Source organism: Geothrix sp. PMB-07, from assembly GCF_030758935.1.
In the GTDB taxonomy this organism is placed as follows: domain Bacteria; phylum Acidobacteriota; class Holophagae; order Holophagales; family Holophagaceae; genus Geothrix.
This window is the reverse complement of the sequence record NZ_CP132333.1, coordinates 2,214,627-2,240,927: the sequence shown is the minus strand read 5'-3', so window position 1 is coordinate 2,240,927 and position 26,301 is coordinate 2,214,627. Positions and strand designations below refer to the sequence as shown.

Here is a 26,301-nt window from a genome sequence, read left to right as displayed (position 1 = left end):
AAAGGGCGCGAAAGCGCCCTTTGGAGCTAGAATGGACGAGGCGCGGCACAGCCGCGCCTTTCTATGTTGGAATCCATGAGCCTTTCGGAAGAAATCCAGCGGCGGCGCACCTTCGCCATCATCAGCCACCCTGACGCCGGCAAGACCACGCTGACAGAGAAACTGTTGCTCTATGGCGGCGCCATTGACCGGGCTGGCTCCGTCAAGGCCCGGGAAGGCGGCGCGGCCGCCCATTCGGATTGGATGAGCATCGAGCAGGAGCGCGGCATCAGCGTCACCTCCGCGGCCATGCAGTTTGAATACCTGGGCAAGGCCATCAACCTGCTGGACACGCCGGGCCACCAGGATTTCAGCGAAGACACCTACCGGGCCCTCACGGCGGCGGATGTCGTGGTGATGCTGCTGGACTGCGCCAAAGGCGTGGAAGAGCAGACCAAGAAACTCTTCCGGGTGGCCAAGGAACGCCGCCTTCCCATCTTCACCTTCGTGAACAAGCTGGACCGGCCCGGACGCGAGCCCGTGGAACTCATCGACGAGGTCGAGGAGCTCTTCGGCCTCCACGCCGTCCCCATGACCTGGCCCATCGGCTCGGGCACTGATTTCAAGGGCGTCTACGTGCGGGCCACGGGGCAGATCCAGGTGTTCGAACGGGCGAAAGCAGGCCGGAAGGCCCGCGTGGCCGGGCAGGGGGGGCTGGACGACCCCGAGATCGCCGCCCTGCTGACGGCCGCCGAACTGCAGCAGCTCAAGGACGATGTGGACCTCATGGACCACGTGCTGCCCGCCTTCGACCGCGAGGCCTTCCTGCGCGGCGAACAGTCACCCATGTTCTTCGGCTCGGCCGTGAACAACTTCGGCGTGGCGGAATTCCTGGAGGAATTTCTGGACCTGGCTCCGGCCCCCGGGGCGCGGCCCCTCATGAACGGCGGCGAGGTGGCGCCGGAACAGCCTTTCACGGCCTTCGTGTTCAAGGTGCAGGCCAACATGAACAAGGCCCACCGCGACCGCGTGGCCTTCGCCCGCATCGTCTCCGGCAAGTTCGAGCGCGGCATGGATGCGCTGCACGTGCGCGAAAAGAAATCCATCAAGCTCAACTACCCCCACATGTTCTTTGGCCGCGAGCGGCAGATCGTGGACGAGGCCTACCCGGGTGACATCCTGGGCCTCATCAATCCGGGCCTCTTCCGCATCGGCGACGTGCTGAGTGCTGCGGGCCCCCTTGAATTCCACGCCGTGCCCCGGTTCTCCCCAGAGCAGTTCGTGTCGGTGCGATTGGCGGATCCCGGCGCCCGTAAGGGCTTCCTCAAGGGGCTCACCCAGATTGCGGAAGAGGGCGTGGTGCAGGTGTTCTGGCCCAAGGGCGGGGCGCCGCTGCCCATTCTGGGCGCCATCGGCCGCCTGCAGTTCGAGGTGCTTCAGCACCGCCTCAAAGAGGAATACGCCTGCCCCGTGCTGCTGGAGCCTCGCGGTTTCCAGATGGCCCGCTGGATCGAAGGCGGCTGGCCCGAGCCCAGCAAATTCTGGGGCGAGCTGGTGGAAGACACCGAGGGCAACCCCGCCATCCTCTTCGAGAATGACTGGCAGCGGCGCACCACGGCCGAGAAGAGCGTGGGGCTCAGCTTCCTGGAGCACCCGCCCAAGTAGGGCTCGGAATGCTGCGCATTCCGAGCTAAAAAAGACAAACCGCATACCAGAAGAGCGGCGCGAAGGCGCCGCTCTTCTCATCTCGGCACGCGCAGCGTTCCGAGCCCTCACGCCAACTTGAAGATGTCCATCACGCTGTGCAGCAGCTCGATGGCTTCCTTCTTGGGACGCTGGAAGGCGTTGCGGCCCATGATGGAACCGAAGGCGCCGCCCGCGGCCAGCTGGGTGACTTCCTGGAGGACTTCCTCGGTGCCCTTGGCCTCGCCACCGCTGAAGATGACGATGCGGCGACCCCCGAAGGCGCTGCGCACCACTTCCTTCACGCGGTCGCTCAGGCTGTCGATGGGGATGCCCTGCTTCTCGAAGGTGGCGGCGGCCTCCTTCACTTCCAGGTGCTTCTTCGGGGGCTTCACCTTGATGATGTGGGCGCCCAGCTGGGCGGCGATCTGGGCGGCATAGCCCGCCACATCCACGGCGGTCTCGCCATCCTTGCTCAGGCCTGAGCCGCGGGGGTAGGACCACACCACAGAAGGCAAACCCACGGCCTTGGCCTCAAGGATCAGCTCGCGCAGGGCCTCGTACTGGATGTTGCGATCACCGCTGCCGGGGTAAATCGTGTAGCCGATGGCGGCGCAGCCCAGGCGCAGGGCGTCTTCCACGCTGCCGGTGATGGCGCTGCAGGGCTCGATGCCCTTGCTGAGGCAGTCGCTGTTGTTGAGTTTCAGGATGAAGGGGATGTCGCCGGCATAGTCCGAGGCCACATGCTCGATGAAGCCCAGGGGCGCTGCGTAGGCATTGCAGCCGGCCTCGATGGCCAGCTCCACGTGGTAGCGGGGATCGTAGCCCGCCGGGTTGGGGGCGAAGCTGCGGGCGGGCCCATGCTCGAAGCCCTGGTCCACGGGCAGGATCACGAACTTGCCGGTGCCCGCCAGCCGACCCGTGTTCATGATGCGGGCCAGGTTGGCTTTCACGCCTGGATTTTCAGAGCTGTACCAGGACAGGATCTCGCGTACTCGCGCCGTCGCCATGCTGTCTCCTCGTGGGGTGGAATGAGGCATTCTAGCGGGATCCACCGGCACCCGGGGCTCCCGCCAGGGCGACTCAGATCACGTTCCCCGGAGACTCTGGAACCGGGCCTCAGGCCTTGCTGTAATCGTAGAAGCCGCGGCCCGACTTCTTGCCCAGCCAGCCCGCATCCACGTATTTGATGAGCAGGGGGCAGGGACGGTACTTGGGGTCGCCCAGGCCATCCCGCAGCACGTTGAGGATGAAGAGGCAGGTGTCCAGGCCGATGAAATCCGCCAGGGCCAGGGGTCCCATGGGGTGGTTCATGCCCAGCCTCATGATGCCGTCGATGCTTTCCACGGTGGCCACGCCTTCGTACAGGGCGTAGATGGCTTCGTTGATCATGGGGAGGAGCACCCGGTTGCTGACGAAGCCGGGGAAATCGTTGCAGGCGATGGGCGTCTTGCCCAGTTTCTTCGAGAGCTCCATCACGGTCTCGAAGGTGGCATCGCTGGTGGCCAGGCCGCGGATGACCTCGATGAGCTGCATCACCGGTACGGGATTCATGAAGTGCATGCCGATGAAGGCCTCAGGCCGCTTGGTGACGGCGGCCAGCTTGGTGATGGAGATGCTGCTGGTGTTGGAGGCCAGGATGGCGCCGGGCTTGCACACCGCATCCAGTGTTTCGAAGAGCTGCTTCTTCACGTCCCACCGCTCGGTGGCGGCCTCGATGACGATGTCGCAGTTGGCGAGATCCTCCAGCCGGGTGGTGAGGTTCACGCGATCCAGGATGGCGGCCTTCTCCTGGACGGTCAGCTTGCCCTTGTCCACGCCCCGCTGCAGGTTCTTGTCGATGGTGGCCAGGCCCTTCTGGGCGAAGGCTTCGGTCATGTCCTGCATGAGCACGCTGAAGCCCGCCTGGGCGAACACGTGGGCGATGCCGTTGCCCATCTGGCCTGCGCCGATGACGCCAATGGTCTGAATGCTCATGGGGGATCTCCTTGGAATTGAAGCTGGAGAAGCAGCACAAAGAAGGGCAGAGCCCGGTTGCCTCTGCAGGCCGGTCAGTGCGATGGCAGCTGGGCCGATTCTCTAAGGATAGCGCTGGTGGCCTGAGAACGCCGTCACCAGCTGGCCAGCAGATTCGGAAGCTCCTGGATGGATCCGAGCACAGGGAACGGCGCGCCCTCGGGGCTGGCCACCACCTCGTGGGCCCAGGTCAGGTGGTAGGGGATGTGCACCGCCCGCCCGCCAAGGGCCAGCACGGGCAGGATGTCGGACTTCACGGAGTTGCCCACCATCACGAAACTTTCAGAAGCGAGGCCGTGCCGCTCGAGGATGGCGGCATAGGTGGCCTCGTCCTTTTCGGAGACGATTTCCACCTTGGAGAAATGGCCACCCAGGCCCGATTTCACGAGCTTGGTCTCCTGGTCGAAGAGGTCGCCCTTGGTGATGAGCATGAGGTCGTGGGTGCCAGCCAATTGGCGGAGCACCTCGGCCACGCCGGGGAGGGGCTCCACAGGCTTGGCCAGCATGGCCTTGCCGAGCTCGACCACTTGGCGGATGCCGACGCCGTCGAGGCGATCTTCGGTGAGTTCGAGGGCGGTCTCGATCATGGAGAGCGTGAAGCCTTTGATCCCGTAGCCGTAATGGCTGAGGTTCCGCATTTCGGTGGCGTGTAGTCGTTCGTCGATCCAGGCGTCGTCGTGGTACTGGCGCAGCAGGGCCCGGAAGGCCTCCTGGGTTTCGGCGTAGTGGGTTTCGTTGTGCCAGAGGGTGTCGTCAGCGTCGAAGGCCAGGGTGCGGATCATGGTTGGTCCAAGGATGATCCCCAAGCCTACAATGGACGATTCCCGGGGACACCATGGCCGCCTCCAAATCCCGCATCGATTGGGCTCTGCTCCTGCTTCGGCTGGCAGTGGGCGGCATGGCGGTGCTGCAGGCTTTTTCGACGCTGCGTGGTGCCCACGGCGCCATCACCGTGGCCCATGCCGCCACCTGGGGTTTGTCCCTGGGAGAGCTGATCTGCGGGGTCCTGATCCTGCTGGGCATTTGGGTGCCTTTGGCGGGGGGCATCCTGGCGGCGGTGCTGGGTTGGCCGCTGGTCCATGGATGGCTCCACGGGGCCGGGCTGTTGGCGAACCTGGGCGGCCTCTTCCGCCTGCTGGTGGGCCTGGCCTGCGCCATCGGTGGCGGCGGCAAGTGGGCTTTGGGAAAGTAGGCAGCCATGCTGAGACCACCGCATCACCAGATCTTCGCCTTCGATGCCGAGTGGGTGCCGGACCCGCCCACGGGAAGGCGGGTGCTGGATCTGCCCAAGGACATGCCCGATGAAATGGTGCTGGAGCGGCTCTGGGCCTATGGCGGTGCCACCGCCGAAAATCCCCAGCCCTACCTGAAGACCATCCTCTGCCGCGTGGTGTCCATCGCGGCCGTGATCCGTACCGTGAAGCATGGCGAGGTCACCCATCGGCTCTACGCCTTGCCGGAGGGGCCGGAAGCGCTGCCCGAGGATGATCTGCTGCGGCGCTTTCTGGTGGCTCTGGGTGACAAGAAACCCCAGTTGGTGGGCTTCAATTCCCGCGAGTCCGACCTGCCCATCCTGGTTCAGCGGGCCATGGTGCACCGGCTCTCCATTCCCGGCCTGGGGCGCAGCGCCGAGAAGTGGGCCGCCGGGGATTTCTTCGACCGCTACGGCAACCAGCACATCGACCTGCGGGAAATCACCGGCGCCTGGGGCAAGGCCTCCTCCACCTTGCACGAGTTGGCCACGGCCTGCGGCATTCCCGGCAAGCTGGGCACCGATGGCAAGAACGTCATCGACCTTTGGCGGGCCGGGGATATCGCAGGCATTGTGCGGTACAACCAGTTCGATGCCTTGACCACCTTTCTGGTCTGGTTGCGGGCCATGACCTTGTCCGGGCACCTCAGTCCCGAGCAGATGGAGGCCGAGGAGGCCCAGATCCGGACCCTGGTGGAACAGAAGGCAGAGGCCGATCCCCTGTTCGGGCTGTTCCTGGAGGGATGGACCCGCCTTTCCTGAGGCACGCTTACACTTCCTCACCATTCCGGGATAACCCTCGGCGCTGTTCCGGCGCCGGGTAGACTGTCGACTTCAATTCCTTGTTTCCGCGCATTCTTCCCAGGAGGGTGATATGAACAAGCGGCTCGTGGCTGAGTTTTTGGGGACGCTCTGGCTGGTGTTGGGCGGCTGTGGCAGCGCCGTGCTGGCGGCGGCCTTCCCAGGCGTGGGCATCGGCCTCCATGGCGTCAGTTTGGCTTTCGGTTTGACCGTTGTGACCATGGCCTATGCCATCGGGCCCATCTCCGGCTGCCACCTGAATCCGGCGGTGACGCTGGGCCTGGCTGTGGGCGGGCGCTTCCCCTTCAAGGATCTGGCCTCGTACTGGGTGGCTCAGGTGCTGGGGGCCGTGGCCGCCTCGGCCATTCTCTACGTGATCGCCACAGGCAACGGCTCCGCCATCGGCGGCTTCGCCAGCAATGGCTTCGGGGAGCACTCCCCGGGCCGGTACGGCCTGGGCGCCGCCTTCCTCACGGAAGTGGTGATGACCTTCTTCTTCCTGCTGGTGATCCTGGGCAGCACGGCCAAGAAGGCGGCCCAGGGATTTGCGCCCCTGGCCATCGGTCTCTGCCTGACGCTGATCCATCTGATCAGCATCCCGGTGACCAACACCTCCGTGAACCCTGCCCGCAGCACCGGGCCGGCTCTATTCGTGGGCGGCTGGGCCCTGTCCCAGCTCTGGCTGTTCTGGGCGGCGCCCCTGATCGGGGCAGCCCTGGCTGGGGTTCTGTTCCCCAAGCTTGAGGATTGATTCCCGGCTGGATTGGCACGGCTTGAGCAAACCCCTTTTCGGGCCGATACACTTTTGACCCGAGGAGTTGCCATGAGCCAAGAGATCCGCCCTGAGGACCTCATCGTCACGGAACAGGATGGAACCCGCCGCATCAACCACGATGTGATCGAGAGCTATGGCCTCTTCAACCTGCCCCGGGCCACCATGCGCCAGGCCCTCATGGTCTATTACGACAACGCCAGCCGCCAGGGGCGTACCGCCGCCCAGACCGTTCGTACCTTCATCACCCTCGCCAGCTCCATCACCCGCTTTCCCCGCCAGGTGGCCATCAACTTCACCCGGGGCGTGGCCTACCGGCGGAACATGCGCATGCTGCGAAGGTTCAGCCGCTGAAATCGCCTCGCGATTTCAGGTGGAAGATTCATAGCGTCCGCAGGATCCGCTCGATGCGGATGGCTTTCTTGCCTTCGGTGGTGATGAGCACGGCATGGAGTTGCAGATCGCTTTCGGCCACCTCGTATTTGGGGCGTTGCACCTTCAGGAAACGGCCGAGGCTGGCTTCCTTCTTCATCCCGATGACGCCGCCATAGGGTCCGGTCATGCCGATGTCCGTCACATAGGCGGTGCCGCCCGGCAGCACCTTGGCGTCGAGGGTGGGCACATGGGTGTGGGTGCCCAGCACCGCGGCAGCGCGGCCCTCCAGATGGTAGCCCATGGCCTGAGCCTCGCTGGTGGCCTCGGCGTGCATGTCGACGAGAACGAGATCGGCCCGCTCTTTCTGCAGGATCAGGTCCACGCAACGAAAGGGGCAATCGCAGGGAGGCATGTGCACCCGGCCCATGAGGTTGATGACGAGTACTTCGGCGCCCGAGGTGGTATGTAGCTTCACCCAGCCATTGCCGGCGGTTTCCGGCGGATGGTTGGCGGGGCGGAGGAGACGTGGTTCCTGGCGGAAGTACCCTTCGATGCCCTTGACATCGAAGGCGTGGTTGCCGGTGGTGATCACGTCCACGCCCAGGCGATCAAACCATTCCCGGGCGATGGGCTCGGTGATGCCATGGCCATGGGCGGCGTTCTCGCCGTTCACCACCACGAAATCGGCCTCGGTCTCGCGGCGCAGGTCGGGCACGAAAGCCTCCACCAGCCGCCGTCCCGGTTCCCCCACCACATCGCCCAGCGCCAGAATTCGCATGCTTCAACCATAACGAAAAAGGGCAGCGCTTGCGCGCCGCCCTTGGGGGGATCTGTCCAGCCTAGAAGGCGAAGCGAGCGCCGACCTGGATCTGGCGGGCAGAGCCGAGCCAGTTCTGCTTGAGGGTCAGGTTCTTGGCGTAGTTCGCATCCACGGTGGCCGGGGTCACACCGGTCGGGTAGGACACGCCCGTGGACAGGTAGGTGTCCTGGCGGTTCAGGAGGTTGAAGACGTCCGTAGAGAGGGTCATCTTCACGCGGCGGGTCAGGAGGAACTCGCGGCGGAGGCCAAGGTCGAAGGAGAGGACCGAACCGGCACGCTGGGTGTTGCGGCCCGTGTCGCGGCCGTTGTCAAAATAGCGGTCATTGGAGCTGTTGCCATCGCCGTTCACATCGGCCGAGTAGGTCAGAGTGTAGGGCGTACCCGTCTGGTAACGGACCGAGAGCGAGGTCAGGATGCCCGTGATGTCCTTATCCAGATAGCTGAAGTAGCCAGTGAGGACTTCGCGGCGGTCGGTGTCGGCGTAGCCCCACTGGCTGCCCAGCTTGCCCTGATCCTGGATGCTGATGCCGGAATAGTTGCGCTCGTTGGAATCGCTGTCCTTGTTGATGGCGTAGGTGTAGTACAGCTGCGCGTCGAAGGCGCTGCCTTCCTTGTGGTACTTCAGGCTGGCGGTGTAGGCATGGTAGATGCCCGTTGCATCCGACAGGTAGTAGCCCATGGTTCCGTAGTTCGGATTGGGGCGGACGGGTGTATAGGCCCCGCTGGCGCTGACCGTGCTGGGGTAGATCAGCCGGCCGGAAGCATTGGCAGTCGGCGTGCCGAGGTTGAGATCTTCCGTGCGCTCCAGCTGGTTGCTCTTGGCGTACGTGGCCGAGAAACCGAGAACGAGATCCTTGAAGGAGCGCTCGATGCCAACGTTGGCGCGGTCCGTGTAGGGGTTCTTGAAGCTAGGCGAGAAAGTCCAGATGTTGAAAGGCGTGAAGGCACTCGGAGTGGAGGAGAACCAGAAGGGGTTCGCGGGGTTGAAGGCCGCGCCGATGGGGATGCCATAGGTGGCGGCTTCAGAGGGCTGGAAGTCCTTGGAGCCTGTCCGTCGACCATTCGCGGCGAACACTTGGTAGAGGAACACGGCGGGGGTGGTGCTCACATAGCGGCCGAGGCTGCCGCGCAAGACGGTTTTGCCCTGGTCGATGGCAGGGGTCCAGGTGAAGGAGGCGCGAGGGGAAATCTGGCTGTCCGTGGGGATCTTCGCCGTCAGGGGCATGGAGGTGGCCAGGCGGTTGCTCATATCCAGGATCGGATAGTTAGGATTCTCCTGCTTGTCCCAGCGAACGCCCAGGCCAACCTTCAGGGTGTCGCTCACACGGAGATCAGCCTGAATGAAGGCGGCGAGCTGCTTCTCTGTGGCGGAGAACTGGCCCGCACTCTGCACGGGGCCGCTCAGACCGAAGTTCTGGCGGTAGTAGGACCAGTTGCCGGCGCGGAAATTGGCGAGCGAGGTGAAGTTGTAGACGCCGCGCCAGTTTCCGGCGAAGAATTCGGCAACATCCACAGAGTTGTAGTCGATACCACCTTTCACCTGGATGGTCGGGGTCACGTAGCTGATGTTCTCTTGGATCTGAGTGCGCTTGGTGTTGTAGGTACGGTCAAAGGGGTATGCGCCGTAGTAACCGACTGTGTTGGAACCGCTGCCGATGACCACCTCAGGCAGGGAGGCGTAGGGGTTCCGGGGCATGTCGTCCTTGGCGTAGCTCAGACGCGCTTCGTTCATCCAGTTGCCATTGATGACCCAGTTCCACTGCAACACATAGGTGTCCGTGGTGATTTCGTCCGAAGACAGGTTCTCGTAGGCAGCCTGGGCGCCGGCACCCACGTCACCCTTGAACTTGGAGTGGTTGATGCGGAACTGGAGGGCCTGGTCGGTCGTGATGTTCCAGTCGAAGCGAGCGAACAGCGTGTCGGAGTCGGCCTTGCTGGAATAGTTGCCGCCCTTGGCGAGGAGCACGGCATCGGCGGCGTTGGCCGGGTTCAGGACGGAGGGGGCGTTGGCCGGTCCCCAGACCTGGTTGATGGGATCCTTCCGGCGCTGAGCATCATAGGCCACGAAATAGAAGAGCTTGTCCTTGACCAGGGGGCCGCCCACGCTGAAGCCGAACTGCTCCTGCTGGAAATTGCCCACGGGGTTCGCGGTGGTGGAGCCGCTGGGCTGCAGAAGGGTGGGGCCCGACTCGACCCAGATGCGCGGGCGGGTGTAGTAGAAAACGCTGCCACTAAGTTCGTTGGTTCCGTTCTTGGTGATGGCGTTCACATAGCCACCACCCATGCGGCCGAATTCGGCGCTGGCGCCGTCGGTGATGACCTGATATTCGCGGATGGCTTCGATGGAAATCGTGAAGGGGGTCTTGCCCTCTGCTGCGCCGATGGCGCCACCGAAGAAGGGCTCGTTGTTGTCGCCGCCATCGATGTTGATGGATGTGTTCACACCGCGCTGGCCGGCGATGGCAAGATTGCCGCGGCTGCTGTCCACCACCACCTGGGGGGTCAGGGTGGCCAGATTGGTAAAGTTACGGTTGAAGACCGGCAGGTTCGTGAGGTTGTCCGGGGACACGATGGCGGCGGCGCTGGCGCGCTCGGCGTCCACTTGGGGAGCCGTGGCCATCACTTCCACCACCGCGCCAGTTTCGACGGCGAGGCGGACAGTGAGGGGTGCGGCGTCGCCCAGGTTCAGGTTCACCTTGATGTTGGCGGCAGTCTGGAAGCCGGCCTTGGTCACGGTGACCTGGTAGGGGCCGACGGGCAGGAGGGTGGCCATGTAGCGGCCTTCCTCACTGGTTTGCAGGGTGCGGGTCAGGCCGGTCTCCGTGTTGCGGATGACCACCGTGGCCCCAGGAACCGCTTGGCCTTTGGCATCCAGGACCCGACCGCCCAACTGAGTGGATACCCCCTGGGCGACGAGGGGAGCCGCTGCCACCAGCAGCGCCACCAAGGATGAGTTACGCAAATGCCGTGAACGCATATGAAGTTCCTCCGATACCCAAGAGTAGCGGGCCGAGGCTCTTGATAGCACCTTGACCTGGGGTCAAGGAACGAATGTGACACGAATGGCACAAGATGGTCACAGGGGTTCCATTCCGGGCCATCTGTTAGGCTTCTACCTTTCCTTGAGATCCCCATGAAACTGGTTGTCCTGGCTTCCTTCTTCATTTCTCTGGGCGCCCTATTCGCCCAGGGGCCAGCCACCATGGGGGTTTCAGAGATCCGCGCAGGCATGAAGGGCCATGGCAGGACGGTCTTTCAGGGTGGCAAGATCGACCGCTTCGAGTTTGAAGTGGTCGGAGTGCAGAAGAATGCGGCCCCAGGCCGAAGCCGGATCATGGTCCGGGCCTCGGGCGGCCCTCTGGCGGATACCGGCATCCTGGCCGGTATGAGCGGCAGCCCCTGCTACATCGACGGCAAGCTCATCGGCGCTCTCAGCACCGGAATCATGTTCGAAAAGGAACCCATCGGGGGCATCACGCCCATTGCGGAGATGCTGGAGCAGCTGAAGGATATTCCCGATATTGCGCCCAGCCGGACGCCACTCATCCTGCCCAAGCTGGAGCCGCCCAAGGTGCTGAAATCGGCCCTGCTGGGCCAGATGCTGCCGTTCTCAGAGGTGATGGGCGATCTGGATCCCCAGGCGCTGCCCATGGCCCTGGCGGGAAGCCCGTTGGGCACCGAGGCGCAACGCTTTTGGGCCGGATGGCCCGTGACCTTTGCCGCGGGACCGGCGCTTTCGGGTGGCCGGGAGGAGGCCAGCCCTCTGGAACCCGGAGGCATGGCAGCCATCTCCCTCATGCAGGGCGATCTCGACCTGACGGCTTCGGGCACCATCACCTATGTGTCCGGCAAGCGGGTGCTGATGTTCGGGCACCAACTCTTCAACCTCGGGCCCGTGGACCTGCCGCTCTGGTCCGCCACCGTGGCCACGACGGTGTCCAGCTACCAGAGCTCCTTCAAGCTGGCCATGCCGGTCGCTCCCATTGGCGCTTTGCGCCTGGATCGCAATTCGGGTGTGGCGGGCATCCTCGGCGCCGAGGCCCGCATGGTGCCCATGCGCCTGGGCCTGAACCTGGGGGGCAAACGCACCCTCAATTTCCGCTTCGAGCTCATGGATCATCCCGTGGCCACGGCGGCCCTGGCCGCCACGGCCGTGGCCCAGACCCTGGACGCCCACACCCGCGGCCTGGGATTCCAGAGCCTTTCCATGCAGGGGAACATCAAGCTGGCCGGGCATCCAGCCATCCAGATCGAGAATGTCATCGCCGACCTGAACCCTGGGCGTCTCGCCCAATACCTGGGCGGGATGCTTCAGGCCATCTGCCTGAATCCCTTTGAAAAGCCCGTGTTCGAGGGCATCTCCATCACCATCAAGGCTGAGGAGCGGCTGGATCTCACCGCCATTGCCGGGGTGCGCCTGCTCAAGGCGCGGGCCAAGCGTGGCGAGGTGCTGCCGGTGTTGGTGACCCTCCAGAACATCCAGGGGGTGCGGGAAACCGCCACCTTCAACATTCAGGTGCCCTCCTCGGCGGCCAAGGGCAAGGCGACCCTCATGGTCGGCGATGGTTTCAGCCTCATGGCCGCCGATCCGGATGAGCGCGCGATTGAGACAGCTTCCATGGGCGATGTGGTGCGCATCCTGAATGGGGCCCTCCGCAACAACCACGCCTACGCCCTGCTGGTACAGGTGCAGCCCGGCGCGGGCCTGCGCGGCAGCCGCATCGAGGGCATTCCACCCACCGTGGCCAGCCTTGTGGGCGGCGATGGGGCCAGCAGCGACAACCGCCTGCAGCGCCGCATCGTGGGGCGCGCCCTGCTGCCCCTCGAACGGGAAGTCCGCGGCCTCAGCCAAATTGAAGTGGAGATCGAATAGATGCGTCTGCGAGGAAAGGGTTCTATGCGCTGGATGACATGCCTTCTTTCGGCGGTGGTGGGGGTTTCGGCTCTGGCGGAACAGCCCATGGCCACCTTCTCAGGGTTCAACGACTGGCTGGGTTCCGAAACCCGGGGGGTGCGCATCAGTGCCGACGGCCGACTGCGCCTGGCGCCGAACCTGCGACGGGTGGGCCAACTGCCTGAAGGCGTGATCTGGTCGGCCCTTCCGGATGGTTCCGGTGGCGCCTACCTGTCCGCTGGCACCGACGGCAAGCTCTTCCACTACACCGGTGGCCAGATGAAGCCCCTGGGCCAGGTGAAGGGGGGCATCGTCTTCGCCATGGCCCGGCTGGGCCAGGATCTCATCGTGGCGCCCACAGGCGAGGGCAAGCTGCTTCGTGTTTCACCAACCGGGGACGTGAAGTCCTTTGCGGAGATTGAGGCCCGCATCGTCTGGGCGCTGGCCGTGGAAGGCGACACTGTGCTGGTGGCGGGCGGGGCTGAAAAGGGCGCGGTCCTGGTGCAGGCCCGCGAAGGCTCCAGCCGACGCCTGACGGAGCTGGCCGATGAAACCGCCTTCACGGCCCTGACTTCGGACGGCCAGGGAGGCTGGTACCTCGGCAGCCATGGGCGCGGTCTGGTGCTGCGTTACAGCCGCCAGGGCGACCGCCTGGAAACCCTCATGGATACGCCCTTTGAGGAAGTGCGGGCCCTGGCCTACGTGGATGGACAGCTCTTCATCGGCGCCGACAATGGCTTGACGCCCAAGTTCAGCACAGGCCAGTTGGAGCGCCGGGAGGGTTACCTCCAGGCGGACACCACGGCCACCACCCGCTCGGCAGTCATCCGCCTCGACAAGGACCGGGTGCCCGAAACGCTGTGGCAGAGCTCCCAGAGCCAGGTCTATGCCCTGGCCGCCTGGAAGGGCCAGCTGCTGGTGGCCACGGGCAACCGCTCACGCCTCTTCTCCCTGCCGCTCGGCAAGGGGCGCGATACGGAACCCTTCGCGGTGGTGCAGGAGCTGGGCACGGCCCAGGCCACGGCCTTCCTGCCCTCCGGCGGGGATCTGCTGGTGGTGGGCTCGAATCCCGCCGAACTCCACCTGCTTTCCGAAGCGCAGGCCACGGAAGGCACCCTGGAATCGAGAATCCTCAAGGGGGCGCCCATCGCCGACTGGGGCCGGGCCTACCTGGATGCGGAAACCCCCACGGGCACCAATGTCGAATTGCAGTTCCGCACGGGTAGCACAGAAACGCCCGATGCCACCTGGAGCAACTGGACGCCGCCCCTTCGCAGCGGCGAGCGCCCGGCCTTGCCGCCCGCACGCTTCGCGCAGTTCCGGCTGCGCCTGAGCAGCACCCGTGGCGGCGCCACGCCCACCGTGGAAACGGTGAACGTCTATTGGGCCCAGCGGAACCTCGCACCGGTCTGGGAAGGGGTTGACCTGATGCCTCCGGGCCTGGTCATCACCCGCACGGCGCCCCCCGACGACATCGGCATCGAGCGCGTCCCCCTGGAAACCCAGAAGCTCATTCCCGCCCTGGGCTACATGGGTGCCGAGAAGCGCAGCTTCCGGCGCGGCGGGCAGAGCTTCGTGTTCCGGGTGAACGATCCCAATGGCGACGCCCTGCAGTTCGCCATCCGCCTGCTGCCTGAGAAAGGTGCGCCCATCCTCCTCGAAAAAGCCTGGAAGGAGAAGTTCTTCAGCTTCGACACCCTGCCAGTGCCCGATGGGCGCTACCGGCTGGAGGTGGTGGCTTCTGACGCGCCGTCGGCACCGTTCAATGCGGCGCTCACCAGCACCTGGCGCACGGCGCCCTTCACGGTGGACCACACGCCGCCCGCCATCTCCGAACTCAGTGCCGTGCCCGAAGGCGAAGGCGTTCGGGTGCGCTTCGTGGCGCGGGACGAGACCTCCGTGCTGAAGGAAGCGGCCGTCAGTGCCGATGGCGAGCACTGGCTCCTGATCGTGCCCGAGGATCGCGTTTTCGATCAGAAGGAAGAGCGCTTCGACGTGCTGGTGCCCCGGGACATGGTGCGCGGCGACCGCCTCCTGGTGAAGGTGGTGGATCTCCACAACAACGAGCAGTCCGCCGCCGTGTCGCTGGGAACGCCCGCCGCCAAGCGGTAGGTTCCACTCGGCATGCAAAAAAGCGGGGCCGATTGGCCCCGCTTTTGGTTCTGTGGCGTTCTACACGCCTTTGAACTGCGCTTTCCGCTTCTCCAGGAAGGCGCTGATGCCTTCCTTCATGTCCTGGGTGGCGGCCATCAGGCCGAAGAGGGCGGCCTCGTACTGAAGGCCCTGGTCCTGGGGCATGTCCAGGCCCTCGTTCACAGACGCCAGGGCGCTGCGCAGGGCCAGGGGGCCGCGGGAGAGCAGGGTCTTGGCCAGTTTCTCCGTGGCGGTCCGCAGCTCGGCCTGGGGCACCACCCGGCTCACCAGGCCCATGCGATGGGCATCGGCTGCGGGCACCATGTCGCCGCTGAGGATGAGATCGAGGGCCACGCCCTTGCCCACCAGCCGGGGCAGCCGCTGGGTGCCGCCATAGCCGGGGATGGTGCCGAGGCTCACCTCGGGCAGGCCGAAGCGCGCGTTCTCGCTGGCGATGCGGATGTGGCAGGCCAGGGCCAGTTCGCAACCGCCGCCCAGGGCAAAGCCGTTCACGGCGGCGATGACGGGCTTGGGCAGGGATTCAATGCGCTGGAAGACGGCCTGACCCAGCAGGGCCAGCCGACGGGCGGCGGCGGCATCCAGATCCTTCAGCTCGGTGATGTCCGCCCCGGCGATGAAGGCCTTTTCACCGGCTCCGGTGATCACGACCACGCCCACCTCGGGATCCTGCTCCAGGTCCAGGAACAGCAGGTCCAGGCCCTTCAGGACCTCATGATTCAGGGCGTTGAGCTTTTCGGGTCGATTCAGCGTGATCCAGGCAACGCGATCTGCTTTCTCGACGAGAAGGAAGGACATGAACACTCCGGGTTTGGTCATGATTGTAGGCTGAATCTGGAGCTTCCCGCATGTTCCATCCGCCTCATCCCGAGACCTACCGCGACCAGCTGCGCGCTTTTCTGCGTGAAGACTGGGGCACGCAGGACTGGACCACCGCCTCCGTGCCGGATCGCCCCATGACCGCCCGCGTGGTGGCCAAGGCCGATCTGGTGCTGGCCGGGCTGCCCGTGGCCGCCGAAACCCTGAAGCTGGCCTGCGGTTCGATGGTCATCGAGCTGCCCAAGCACGATGGCCAGAAAGTAGGGACGGGCACAGAGGTCATGCGGCTGCGCGGATCCAGCCACGGCATCCTGCTGGCAGAGCGGGTCATGCTGAACCTGCTGCAGCGGCTTTCGGGCACTGCCACCCTCACGCGGAAATTCGTGGACGCGGTGGAAGGCACCGGTGCGCGCATCCTGGATACGCGCAAGACCACGCCGGGCCTGAAGGTGCTGGAAAAGTACGCGGTGCGCTGCGGGGGCGGCGTGAACCACCGCCTGAACCTCAGCGATGGTGTGTTGTTGAAGGAGAACCACCTGGCGGCGGTGGGCGGCATCCGGGCGGCGGTGGAATCCGCCCGCCGGGTGGCGCCGAACCTGGTGAAGATCGAGGTCGAGGTGGAAAACCTGGGCCAGCTCAAGGCCTGCCTGGAACTGCCGGATGTAGACGGGGTGCTTCTGGACAACATGGCCCTCGATCAGATGCGCGAGGCGGTCGCCCTGCGCGACCGCAGCGGCCGACGCCTCTTCCTGGAGGCCAGCGGCAACATCACCCTGGAGCGGGCCCGAGCCGTGGCGGAAACCGGTGTGGACTTCCTCAGCGTGGGTGCCCTCACGCACAGCGCGCCCTCGGTGGATCTCAGCTTGCGGATGGACTGAGCTTTTTGGGTGATCCATGATAAACCTCATGTGACGAGGTAGGAGGCGGCATGCGTTCAAGGCAATGGAATGGTGTGATGGCGGCCCTGGTGGCGGCGGCTCCGGCGATGGCTCAGGTGACGACTCCGGCGGTGGCCCCGGCCACACGGCCCATGACCTTCATGGATGTCATGGAGATGCGGTCGGTGAGCGGGGGCCAGCTGTCGCCGGATGGCGCCAGAGTGCTTTACACCATGAGCATCCCCCACTGGAAATCCGGGAAAAATTACACGGACATCTTCCTGGCGGATGCGCAGAGTGGTGCGGCACGCCAGATGACCTTCACCCGCGAGAAGAATGAGACATCTCCCCAGTGGGCGCGGGATGCCAAGCGTTTCGCCTTTCTCAGCGACCGTGAGGGCAGCCAGCAAATCTACTGGATGTCCGTGGATGGTGGCGAGGCCCGCAAACTCACGGACGCCAAGGATGGTGTCCACGCATTCAGTTTCAGCCACGATGGTAAATGGCTGGTCTTCAGCGCCGGGAAGGCGGAGGATCGCCAGCTCTCCATCATTGATCTGGCCTCGGAGGAATTGGCGCCCGTGGCGCTGCCCAAACACGCCACCCCCATCCGCGATTTCGAGATCGCAGAGGATGGCAGCCGCCTCTTCTTCACCAGCCCGGATCGCCTGGACAAGGACGAGGCCAAGCGGAAGGAGAAGAAATTCGACGTGCGGGTGGCCGACCCGGAGCAGCCGCCGGTGCATCTGTGGTCGGTGGATCTCAAGGACAAAACCGAAAAGCGCTGGACGGAAGGCGCGGACTTCACCGTGACCTCCTTCGATCTGTCGAAGGATGGCCGCTGGGTCGACTACCTCGCCATGCCCTCGGCCCGCCGAGTGGGTGACATCACACAGGAGGAGGCCAGCCTCCACTTGCTGGACCTGCAGAGCGGGCAATCCCGGCAGATCCTGGAGAAGCAGGCGGGGTACTCCGCCTTCTCGCCGGACGGGAAGTGGCTGATGTACTCTGCGCCCGAGCGCTTCGAGCGGCTGCGCAATGAGAAGCTGTGGATCCTTCCCACCGCGGGTGGTCCCGCGAAAAACCTTCTGGCGGGCAAGGACATGAGCGTCTCCCGCGCCAGCTGGAGCGAGGATTCCCGCAACCTCTACTTCACCGAGGGGCTGGGCACCAGCCAGCACCTGTTCTCGCTTTCCACGGCGGATGGCACGCTAACCCAGCTCACCCATGAGACCGGCGTGATCGCAGGCGCCTATCATCCTGAAGCGAAGCGTTTCCTCTTCAGCTTCAGTCACCCCCGGAAAGCCGCGGATCTCTACGTGGCGAAGCCCGCGTCCATCGGCACACCCTCGGCCTGGGTGAAGGTCTCGGATGCCAACCCGCAGGTGGCGAAGCTGTCCCTGGGCGAGACCGAAACCATCCGCTGGAAGGCCAAGGACGGCACCCAGGTGGAAGGCCTGCTCATCAAACCCATCGGCTACGAAAAGGGCCGACGCTACCCGCTCATCGTGCAGCTGCACGGCGGTCCCGCCTCGGCGGAAATGAGCGGCTTCCAGGCCCGCTACGTGACCTACCCGCACATCTACGCCGCAGCCGGGTACGTCGTGTTCCAGCCCAACTACCGGGGCTCGACGAACTACGGCGAGGCCTTCACCCGGCAGATCGGTGGCAACTTCATGCGGCTGTCCTACGGCGACATCATCAGCGGCGTGGACCACCTCATCCACGAGGGCATCGCTGACGCCGACAAGCTCGGCATGATGGGCTGGAGCGCCGGCGGTCACTTGTCCAGCTGGACGCTGACTCAGACTGATCGCTTCAAGGCCATCAGCACCGGGGCCGGGGCCGTGAACTGGATCTCCATGTATGCCGAAAGCGACACGCAGAGCGTGCGCGAGTTCTACCTGGGCGGCAAGCCCTACGAGGCCTGGGACAACTTCGTGCACGAATCGGCGCTGAAATACATCAAGAACGCGAAGACCCCCACGCTCATTCACGTGGGCGAGGCCGATCAGCGTGTGCCGAAGCCCCAGAGCGATGAGCTCTACATGGCCCTCAAGCAGCTGAAGGTGCCTGTGGAATACCTCGTCTATCCCGGCATGCCCCACGGCCTCAGTGAGCCCCGCTATCAGCTGGTGAAGATGGTCAGCGAGTTCAACTGGTTCGAGAAGTGGATCAAAGGCCAGAAGACCTGGTTCGACTGGAAGACGCTGCTGGACACGCTGCCTGCTGATGCCGATGCCAAGTCAGAAACCCCGACCAGCCCTGCCGCCCCTCGGCGGAGATAGCCGCGGAACCCCCGGAGGATGGAAAGCAGAAGCCCGGCTGTGCCGGGCTTCTGCGCGGGGGCCCGGGGGTGTGCGCGCAGCGCGGAACCCCCGGATAATTATTTGACTTCCAGCTTGCGGGCCTCCAGAAGGCGGCCCACCGCCTGATCCAAGGAGGTCACGGCCTTGGCGTAGGTGATCTGGGCCTGCAGTTCATTGCCCTTGGCGGTGTTCAGGTCGTTGAGCTTGGAAAGCACCAGGAAGTTCGTGCTCATGCCGTTCTCGAACTTCTTCTGTTCCGCTTCGAGATCCTTCTCGCGGAAGTAGCGGGTCTTCTCGGCGGCAGCCACGCCCTTGGCGGAGGATTCCAGGGTTCGGTAGGCCGTGCGCACCTGCAGCACGATACCCAGTTCCTGATCATGGAGGTTCAGTTCGCTGCTGCGGCGGGAAGCCCGGGCGATGGCCAGGCTGCCCCTGGCGCCACGGTTCAGGATGGGCAGGGAGAACTGCAGACCCACGGAGTAACCCGGGTCCTTGCGGTTGGTGAGGTCGGTGTTCACCGAACTCCAGGAGTTCTGCACGTTGGAGTTCAGGTTGTAGCCCACGCTCAGGTCGAGCTGGGGAAGGAGGTGGTTGTTGGCGGCGGATTCCTGCACCTGCTTGGCCTTCAGGTCGAGCTGCGCGCTCTTCAGTTCCAGACGGTTGACCAGGGCCTGCTTGACGGCGCTCTCCTCGTCCAGCTCCAAGGGCTTCACGCTGGGGAGGTCCACAGTGTCAAGGTTGGCGGGCCGGTCCGTGGTGGGGTAGAGGGTGCGGATGAGGGCATCTTTGGCGTTGAGCAGTCCCGCTTCGGACGTGATGATGTCCTGCTCCGCCTGAGCGACGGAGGCTTCCGAGGAGGTGACTTCGATGGGAGCCAGCGTGCCCACCTGCACGCGGATCTGATTTTCCTTCAGCTGCTGCTGGGCCAGGGCCAGGGCCTGGCGCTTGTTTTCCAGGTTCCGCTTGGCGTAGACCACGTCCCAGTAGGCCGATTCCGTGGCGGCGACGTTGCCGATGATGGCGAGCTGGAACGTGTAGTCTGCCGCCTGGGCGCCGTAGCGCGACACGATGAGGTTGGTGGCGGAGGCTTCCCGGCCGAAACCCTTCAGCAGGCTCTGGGTGAAGGAGGCGGAAAGGCTTCCGGTGTAGGGATAGCGCGTGGAGAAGGTCGGGCTTCCCGCGTAGTTGTACTCGGTGGAGCTGTAGTTCGGGTTGGTGTAGGCGACATTGAAGAGGCCGCCCCACTCTGTGGGCTTGGACACGCCCACGTTCCACTTGCGGGTATCGGTGATGGTGTTGCCGAAGATGGGGTTGCCGCTGCCATCAAAGCTGTGGCCGTCCGGCTGGAATTTGGAATGTGTGATGGCATAGGCGCTGTTCAGCGTCCAATCAAACGCCCCAAGGCTCTGGAGTTCCTGCGCCTTGGTGCTTTCCCGGGTCTGCTGCGAGATCTGCACCTGGAGGTTGTTCTTCAGGGCGATCTGGATGGCATCCTGCAGCCGGAGTTGGGAGGCATCAGGGGCCTTCGGAGCGTCCTGGGCCACCAGGGAGAAGGCCACCAGCAGGGCCGGGAAGATAGGAAGACGCATCATCACCACTCCTTGAAGATCGAAAAGAGCTGCCACACGGACAGGCTGCCTACGGACAAATGCGGGGACCGGTTTAGATTAACCCAGCAAGCATCATGTCTCCCTCGCGAGATGAGGGCAAGTATCATTTCATCGTGTGTTGAAAATGTTTACTTCAACAACTCCCTGGCGATGACCATGCGCTGGATCTCGCTGGTGCCCTCGTAGATGGTGGTCACCCGCACATCCCGGTAGAGCCGTTCCACCAGGTATTCCCGCGAGTAGCCGTAGCCGCCATGGATCTGGACCGCCCGGTCGCAGAGCCAGACCGCGCTTTCCGTGGTGAAGAGCTTGGCGGTGGCGGCCTCCACCGTGCAGGTCCTCCCCGCCTGTCGGAGCGCCGCGGCCCGGTAGACGAGCAGGCGGGAAGCCTGCAGGCGCGCCTCCATCTCGGCCAGGTAGGTCTGGATCATCTGGTGTTCGCCGATGGGCTTGCCAAAGGAACTGCGGGCCTTGGCGTAGGCCACGCTCTCGTCCATGGCCCGCTGGGCGATGCCCAGGGCCTGGGCGGCGATGCCGATGCGTCCACCGTCCAGCCCGCCGAAGGCCACCTTCAGGCCATCTCCGAGCTTGCCCAGCAGGGCATCCTCAGGCACAAAGGCATCCTCCAGGGCCACCATCACCGTCTTGCTGGAACGCAGGCCCATCTTTTCTTCGGCCCGGCCCACGACAACGCCGGGTTGTTGCGCATCCAGGATGAAGGCGCTGATCCCCTTCTTGCCTTTGTCGGGGTCGGTACGGGCCATGGTGACGAAGTAGCGCCCCACGCCCCCGTTGGTGATCCAGGCCTTGGCGCCGTTCAACCGCCAGCCGCCTTCCACCTTGGTGGCGCGGGTCTTCAGGGCCGCAGCGTCGGAGCCTGCATCGGGCTCTGTGAGCATGAAGCCGCCCAGCACCTCGCCGCTGGCCAGGGGCTTGAGATACTTCTGTTTCTGGCCCTCGGTGCCGAAGGCCAGGATGGGCGCGCAGGCCACGGAGTTGTTGACGCTCATGGTCACCGCCACGGAGGCGTCGGCGTAGGCGATCTGTTCCAGGGCGAGAATGTAGCTGAGGAAATCCACGCCAGCGCCGCCATAGGATTCGGGCACGGTCATGCCCAGGAAACCCATCTCGCCCAGCTCCTTCATGATCTCTGAAGGAAATTCACCGCTGGCATCACGGGCTGCGGCGCCAGGTTCGATTTCCGCCAGGGCGAAATCGCGGGCCGCTTCCCGCACGGCGGATTGATCCTCAGTGAACTGGGGGAACATGGCTTCTCCGGGGTTTGCCTCAGATTATCAAGGGCGCGGGCAAACGCTGGTTGGGTGAGCCAGGGGCTGCCTCGAAGTGCAGACCGCAAACACAGACGACTGCTGTTCTGACAGGCCTTTCACGCCGTTGACTGGCCATTGCGCCCGGAGCGCTGGTTCCGGTCGGGGACTCAACCTTCCACGAGGGGAAGGCGCAGCATGAAGGTGGTGCCCGTGCCCGGTTGGGAGGCCACGGAGAGACTGCCGCCCAGTTCCTGCATCAGCTGGCGTACCGAGGCGAGCCCCAGGCCCGTGCCGCGACCCGGGCCTTTGGTGGTGAAGAAGGGGTTGAAGATCTGGGCCTGGACTTCCGGCGTCATGCCCATGCCGGTGTCCTGGACCTCCACCCTCGCCAGGGGTTTCCCCCTGGAGATAGCCCGCGAGAGGCGCAGCGTGATGGTTCCGCCCTGCGGCATGGCATCCCGGGCATTGGCCACGAGGTTCACGAAGATCTGCTCGATCTGGGAGCGGGATCCCAGGATGGGCATGGGGGATCCGCCCAGCTCAAGGCGGAGGCTGATGTGTCGGCCAATGAGCATTCTGAGGATGGTCTCCATGTGCGCGAGTTCATCCCGCAGGCACAGGTGGCTGGCCTGGTCGTCTTCCACTCGGCCGTACATCATGAGTCGCCGCGTGAGGGCGGCTGATTGATCCGCCGCCACCAGGATGTGGTCCAGGTCCTTGGCTGCCGGCGGACGTCCCTCTTCGAGGCGCGTCAGGGCCAACTCCGCGCAGGCCCTGACCGTGGCAAGCGCATTGTTGAGATCATGGGCCATACCGGCACCGAGTACCGCCATGGCATTCATACGCTCCGTTCGGAGCATGGCTTCCTGCATGATCTCGAGATCCCGGGTGCGTTCCCCCACGCGGGTCTCCAGGCTGGCGGAAAGGCGCTGAAGGTCCCTGAGGGCCAGCAGGCCACGGAAGAGCCCCAGGCCCGCCATGAGGGTCGCCATGGCGAGCACGGGGGTGTCCAGACGGGCGGGAGCCCAGACCAGGGAGGCCAGGACGAAGGCCAGGGCCGTGGCTGCGGGCAGCATGGGCAGGATCAGGGCCACCGGGGAGCGATCCTGGATCTCTTCGCCCGGCGGCGGACCTGGCTCCAGGGCCACCGGCGCGAGGGGGGCCAGCAGCATGAAGACGGCCGCCAGCAGCACCATCAGGTCGAGGGGATCACCCAAGCGGTACTGGCCCACCAGGGCCAGCGGCACCTGGAAGACGATTTGAAGCAGCGAGATGGTGAATCCCAGCGTGATCCAGCCCAGGGGCCCCCGAAAGCGAGAGGCTCGGCGCGCACCCAGGTAGGCGCAGGTGCCGAGGATCGTGGCGTTGCCGATGAAGAAGGAGGCCATGGTCCAGCGGTCGAGGGGCAAGGTCTCTGGCCTTCTGAACAGGGGCCCCAAGGCGAAGTACCAGCCGATGAAAAACGCCGACATGGCCGCCCCCAGGCCATCCATGCCCTTCCGTAAGCGCTCGGAACCTGAAGCGGAGGCCAGGGGCCAGGCGAGCAGCGCCGAGGCGATGAGCGTGAGGGAGAGCAGCGAAAACAGGTCCGCCCAAGAGGGGAAGGGGGGCGGGTTTCCGAGCCGCATCATGTGGATCGTGGCCCAAGCCTGATTGACGGACTGGGCGAACAACCCGGCGCTGAGCACCTGCCAACCGCGGCGCGCCATGGGCTCGCGGCGGGCCCGGCCGAGGGCCTGGGCGCTCGCCTGGAAGAAGGCGAGGGTGTTGAGCAGGTTCAGGCCCAGGCTGCGCGCGTGGGGGGCCAGCAGGAAGGACCCGGCGCCGAGGGCCAGATACCCCGCCACCACCCACAGGATGTGCTTCGGCCATGGGCCGAGCAGGGTGGGCGAGGGCTGGGCTTCGGGAGAAGGCATGGCGGTCTCAGAACCGCATCGGTTCAGGCCGGTTTCACCGTGAGTCTCCATCGGGTGGGAAGTCAGCGTCCCAGCTGCTGCCGAAGCAGGCCGACGGCGGCCTTGGAACCCTCCCACTTCATGCGCTCCTGGGCCTCCTCCAGGCCGCACCACAGGTACTCGCTGTGCTCAGAAGGCTCGAGACGCACCTGGGCCTCGGGGGCCACCTCCATGGCGAAACAAGTCTCGGTGTTGAAGCGCGGTTCCGCATCCGGAAACCGGACGATGGCGGGATCCACCCAGAAACTGTGGGCGAGGCCCAGGGGGCACAGCTGCCCGACCAGGCCGGTTTCCTCCATCACTTCGCGGTGGGCCGTTTGTTCGGGCTGTTCGCCGGGCTCCATCATCCCGGTGACGCTCTGCCACCAGAGGCCGTGCTCCGGCACCCGCAGCATCATGAGAATCTCAGGCTCCGTGGCGCCCTGGCGCCAGGTGAGGGCGGACACGCTGCGACTGGGTTCCCGCGCGGGTTGAAGGTCGAGGGCCAGGCAATCGATGAGGTGCGCCTGCAGCCGATCTGCGGCTTCCTGCCAGGTGGGCGCGGCGTCGCCCAGCAGGGAGGCCAGGCTGCACACGCCTTTGTCTGTGAAACCGCAGGGTGTGATCCATTTGAAGTGGTTCAGATTCGGGTTCACATTGAACGCGATGCCATGGGTGCTGATCCAGCGGCTGAGGTGGAGGCCGATGGCGCCCAGTTTCTCGGGACCTCGAGGTGTTTCCACCCAGATGCCCGGCGCGCCTTTGAGACGGTCGGCGGTGATGCCAAAATCCTTCGCCGTGCGGATCATGGCCTCTTCCAGTCCACGCACCAGGCGGCCCACATCCTCACGACCGCCGCGCAGGTTGCAGATGGGATAGGCCACAATCTGGCCAGGGCCGTGATAGGTCACCTCACCGCCCCGGTCTGTGCGGTGGACGCTCACGCCCTGAGCCTTCAGGAAATCATCGCTCATGTGGATGTCGGCGGGGGTGGCGTTGCGGCCCAAGGTGAAGACGGGATCGTGCTCCAGGATCACGAGCTGGTCCGGGCGCCCATCCTCATTCACATATTCCGCCAGGGCCTTCTGCAGGCGCAGACCCGCGGGATAGAACACCCGGCCGAAACGGCGGAGCTGGGCAGGGCGGGGGACAGTGAAGCCGATCTCAGACATGTCTCCAGTCTAACCGGATGGCTGCGGCGCCTGGCTGCCGTGACGCGCGGCCCAGGCTGAACACGGGCGCCGCGTCTGGCATGATCAAAGAAGCCATGAACCTGGATCCTTCCACCATCGGCCGCTACAAGGTCCTCGGCACCCTCGGCGCAGGGACGATGGGGACGGTGTACCTGGCGGAGGACCCCCTGCTCAAGCGTCCCCTGGCCATCAAGGTCGTGAGAGAGGGCACCGGCAGCGCGGAGGTGCTGGAACGCTTCAAGCGGGAGGCGGAGATTTCCGCCCGTTTGAGCCATCCCAACGCGGTCACGGTGTATGACGTGGGCGAAGAGCCGGGCTGCGGCCCCTTCCTGGTCATGGAACATGTGGATGGCGAATGCCTGTCGGACGTGATCAAGCGGGGGCCCATCGCGCCGACCCAGGCGGCTGGTCTGCTTCTTCAGGCCGGAGAGGCCCTGGCGGCAGTCCACGCCCTGGGCATCATCCACCGCGACATCAAGCCCGCGAACCTCATGGTGGGGGGCGATGGCCGCCTCAAGCTCATGGATTTCGGCGTGGCGAGAGGCGATCAGGGCCGCTTGACCGACCGTGACGCCTTCCTGGGCACGCTCGCCTACGCCGCGCCCGAAGCGTTGAACGGCGGAGAGGCCGATGCGGCCACAGACCGCTGGTCCTTCACTGTCACGGCCTTTGAGCTGCTCACTGGGCAGCTGCCCTTCGGGGGAGACAGCGTGGGCCAGCTGCTGCACCGCATCGCCCGCGAGGAGCCCGTCTTTCCTGAGGACATGGCGTCCGGCCTGCGGGCTGTCTTCAGCCGGGCCCTGGGCAAGGACCCCTCGAGGCGGTTCCCGGATCTCCAGGCCTTTCTCCAGGCACTGATGGAGGCCCTGCCCCTGGAGGCTGGGTTCCGCCGCAGTTGCATGGCCCACCTGGAGTCCCCGGCGCAGGTGAAGCTCACGGGAACCCTCCGGCTGGAACGGCCTCCCCGCCCGGCCTCCTCGATCCGCCGGTTTCCTTGGTACTGGGCCGCAGGCGCGCTGGGGGCGGTTCTCATCGGCCTGGTGGCCTTCTTCCGTCCGGCCCCGAGCCGCGTGCTGTCCATCGACTCCCGTCCCGGGGGCGCCGAGGTCTATCTCGACGGCACGCCGCTCGGGCGCACGCCGCTGCGTCAGGTGGTGGTGAAGGGCAAGGTGGATGTCCTGCGTCTGGAGAAGCCCGACCACCTGCCGTTGGAGGTGCGCCTCAAGGCGGAGGATCGGGCCCTGTCGCTCCGCCTTCTGCCCGCTCCCTTCGAGGTCGCCGTGGCCAGCGAACCCCCCGGCGCCGAGGTGGCCCTCGACGGGGAAGCGAAGGGCCGCACGCCGCTGTCCGTGCAGGTTCCGGGTGAGGGCGCCCACCAGCTCCGCCTCACCCTCGAGGGCCACGAACCCTGGAGCGTCATCCCGGAGCGCCGCAAGCCCTTGCCCGACCCCATCCAGCTTCAGAAACTTCGAGGCAAGAAGGCCGGTCCGCGGGATGGAAAAATCAAGAAGTTCTTCAAGGGCATCTTCCAGTAGCGGCCAGGA

The 26,301-nt window shown here is 65.1% G+C and carries 20 protein-coding genes; 10 read left to right on the top strand and 10 right to left on the bottom strand.

Translation table 11 applies throughout. The annotated features are described in order from the left end of the window. Window positions 1-75 precede the first annotated feature (75 nt). On the top strand, window positions 76-1,644 hold the full coding sequence (locus tag Q9293_RS09960; protein WP_306245975.1) for a peptide chain release factor 3: 1,569 nt from the start codon (window positions 76-78) through the stop codon (window positions 1,642-1,644). Between the two features lie 107 nt (window positions 1,645-1,751). Here Q9293_RS09960 and Q9293_RS09955 read toward each other — a convergent pair whose 3' ends face one another. The 3 genes from Q9293_RS09955 to Q9293_RS09945 all read right to left on the bottom strand — a co-directional run bounded on the left by Q9293_RS09955 (window position 1,752) and on the right by Q9293_RS09945 (window position 4,460). Next, a complete protein-coding gene (locus Q9293_RS09955) occupies window positions 1,752-2,672 on the bottom strand; it encodes a class I fructose-bisphosphate aldolase (protein ID WP_306245973.1) in 921 nt (306 codons plus the stop codon). A gap of 109 nt (window positions 2,673-2,781) precedes the next feature. Further along, window positions 2,782-3,639 carry a 3-hydroxybutyryl-CoA dehydrogenase gene (locus tag Q9293_RS09950; RefSeq protein ID WP_306245971.1) on the bottom strand — a complete coding sequence of 286 codons (858 nt, stop codon included), beginning with the start codon at window positions 3,637-3,639 and terminating at the stop codon, window positions 2,782-2,784. Window positions 3,640-3,773: 134 nt separating this feature from the next. Continuing rightward, on the bottom strand, window positions 3,774-4,460 hold the full coding sequence (locus Q9293_RS09945) for an HAD family hydrolase (protein WP_306245969.1): 687 nt from the start codon (window positions 4,458-4,460) through the stop codon (window positions 3,774-3,776). Window positions 4,461-4,513: 53 nt separating this feature from the next. Between Q9293_RS09945 and Q9293_RS09940 the strand changes: the two genes are divergently transcribed. From Q9293_RS09940 to Q9293_RS09925, 4 genes are all read left to right on the top strand, one after another. Continuing rightward, entirely contained in the window at window positions 4,514-4,870 is a 357-nt protein-coding gene (locus tag Q9293_RS09940) for a hypothetical protein (protein WP_306245967.1), read from the top strand. Between the two features lie 6 nt (window positions 4,871-4,876). Beyond that, window positions 4,877-5,692, top strand: a complete 816-nt coding sequence (locus Q9293_RS09935) for a hypothetical protein (RefSeq protein WP_306245965.1) — start codon at window positions 4,877-4,879, stop codon at window positions 5,690-5,692. Between the two features lie 112 nt (window positions 5,693-5,804). Next, window positions 5,805-6,482 (top strand): aquaporin Z, encoded by a 678-nt coding sequence (gene aqpZ / locus Q9293_RS09930; RefSeq protein WP_306245963.1) that lies wholly within the window; start codon window positions 5,805-5,807, stop codon window positions 6,480-6,482. A gap of 72 nt (window positions 6,483-6,554) precedes the next feature. After that, window positions 6,555-6,857: a hypothetical protein gene (locus tag Q9293_RS09925; RefSeq protein ID WP_306245961.1), complete on the top strand. Its 303-nt coding sequence runs from the start codon at window positions 6,555-6,557 to the stop codon at window positions 6,855-6,857. A gap of 28 nt (window positions 6,858-6,885) precedes the next feature. On the opposite strand, the gene Q9293_RS09920 is transcribed toward Q9293_RS09925, so the two are convergent. Both Q9293_RS09920 and Q9293_RS09915 read right to left on the bottom strand, forming a co-directional pair. Then, window positions 6,886-7,656 carry a TIGR00282 family metallophosphoesterase gene (locus tag Q9293_RS09920; RefSeq protein WP_306245959.1) on the bottom strand — a complete coding sequence of 257 codons (771 nt, stop codon included), beginning with the start codon at window positions 7,654-7,656 and terminating at the stop codon, window positions 6,886-6,888. A gap of 61 nt (window positions 7,657-7,717) precedes the next feature. Continuing rightward, a complete protein-coding gene (locus Q9293_RS09915; RefSeq protein WP_306245957.1) occupies window positions 7,718-10,675 on the bottom strand; it encodes a carboxypeptidase regulatory-like domain-containing protein in 2,958 nt (985 codons plus the stop codon). Window positions 10,676-10,831: 156 nt separating this feature from the next. Here Q9293_RS09915 and Q9293_RS09910 point away from each other — a divergent pair, with 156 nt between their 5' ends. Next, window positions 10,832-12,571 carry a SpoIVB peptidase S55 domain-containing protein gene (locus Q9293_RS09910; RefSeq protein WP_306245955.1) on the top strand — a complete coding sequence of 580 codons (1,740 nt, stop codon included), beginning with the start codon at window positions 10,832-10,834 and terminating at the stop codon, window positions 12,569-12,571. Between the two features lie 87 nt (window positions 12,572-12,658). Continuing rightward, entirely contained in the window at window positions 12,659-14,704 is a 2,046-nt protein-coding gene (locus tag Q9293_RS09905; RefSeq protein ID WP_306245953.1) for a hypothetical protein, read from the top strand. A 60-nt stretch (window positions 14,705-14,764) separates the two neighbouring features. Here the strand turns inward: Q9293_RS09905 and Q9293_RS09900 are convergent, their stop codons facing one another. Then, window positions 14,765-15,541 carry an enoyl-CoA hydratase/isomerase family protein gene (locus Q9293_RS09900; RefSeq protein ID WP_306245950.1) on the bottom strand — a complete coding sequence of 259 codons (777 nt, stop codon included), beginning with the start codon at window positions 15,539-15,541 and terminating at the stop codon, window positions 14,765-14,767. Between the two features lie 50 nt (window positions 15,542-15,591). Between Q9293_RS09900 and nadC the strand changes: the two genes are divergently transcribed. Together nadC and Q9293_RS09890 are read left to right on the top strand one after the other, a co-directional pair. Beyond that, a complete protein-coding gene (gene nadC, locus Q9293_RS09895; protein ID WP_306245948.1) occupies window positions 15,592-16,440 on the top strand; it encodes a carboxylating nicotinate-nucleotide diphosphorylase in 849 nt (282 codons plus the stop codon). Between the two features lie 50 nt (window positions 16,441-16,490). Beyond that, window positions 16,491-18,728, top strand: coding sequence for a S9 family peptidase (locus Q9293_RS09890; RefSeq protein ID WP_306245946.1), 2,238 nt, complete (start codon window positions 16,491-16,493; stop codon window positions 18,726-18,728). 98 nt (window positions 18,729-18,826) lie between these two features. Here the strand turns inward: Q9293_RS09890 and Q9293_RS09885 are convergent, their stop codons facing one another. The 4 genes from Q9293_RS09885 to lipB form a co-directional block, all read right to left on the bottom strand. Continuing rightward, window positions 18,827-20,341 (bottom strand): TolC family protein, encoded by a 1,515-nt coding sequence (locus tag Q9293_RS09885; RefSeq protein ID WP_306245944.1) that lies wholly within the window; start codon window positions 20,339-20,341, stop codon window positions 18,827-18,829. A gap of 146 nt (window positions 20,342-20,487) precedes the next feature. Next, the gene (locus tag Q9293_RS09880) at window positions 20,488-21,627 is read right to left on the bottom strand and encodes an acyl-CoA dehydrogenase family protein (RefSeq protein WP_306245942.1); all 1,140 of its coding nucleotides are present in this window, start codon (window positions 21,625-21,627) and stop codon (window positions 20,488-20,490) included. Between the two features lie 170 nt (window positions 21,628-21,797). Next, entirely contained in the window at window positions 21,798-23,546 is a 1,749-nt protein-coding gene (locus Q9293_RS09875; protein WP_306245940.1) for a sensor histidine kinase, read from the bottom strand. A 62-nt stretch (window positions 23,547-23,608) separates the two neighbouring features. After that, entirely contained in the window at window positions 23,609-24,736 is a 1,128-nt protein-coding gene (gene lipB, locus Q9293_RS09870) for a lipoyl(octanoyl) transferase LipB (RefSeq protein WP_306245938.1), read from the bottom strand. Window positions 24,737-24,831: 95 nt separating this feature from the next. Here lipB and Q9293_RS09865 point away from each other — a divergent pair, with 95 nt between their 5' ends. Continuing rightward, complete coding sequence (locus tag Q9293_RS09865; RefSeq protein ID WP_306245936.1) at window positions 24,832-26,292, top strand: serine/threonine-protein kinase; 1,461 nt, start codon at window positions 24,832-24,834, stop codon at window positions 26,290-26,292. Window positions 26,293-26,301: the final 9 nt, after the last annotated feature.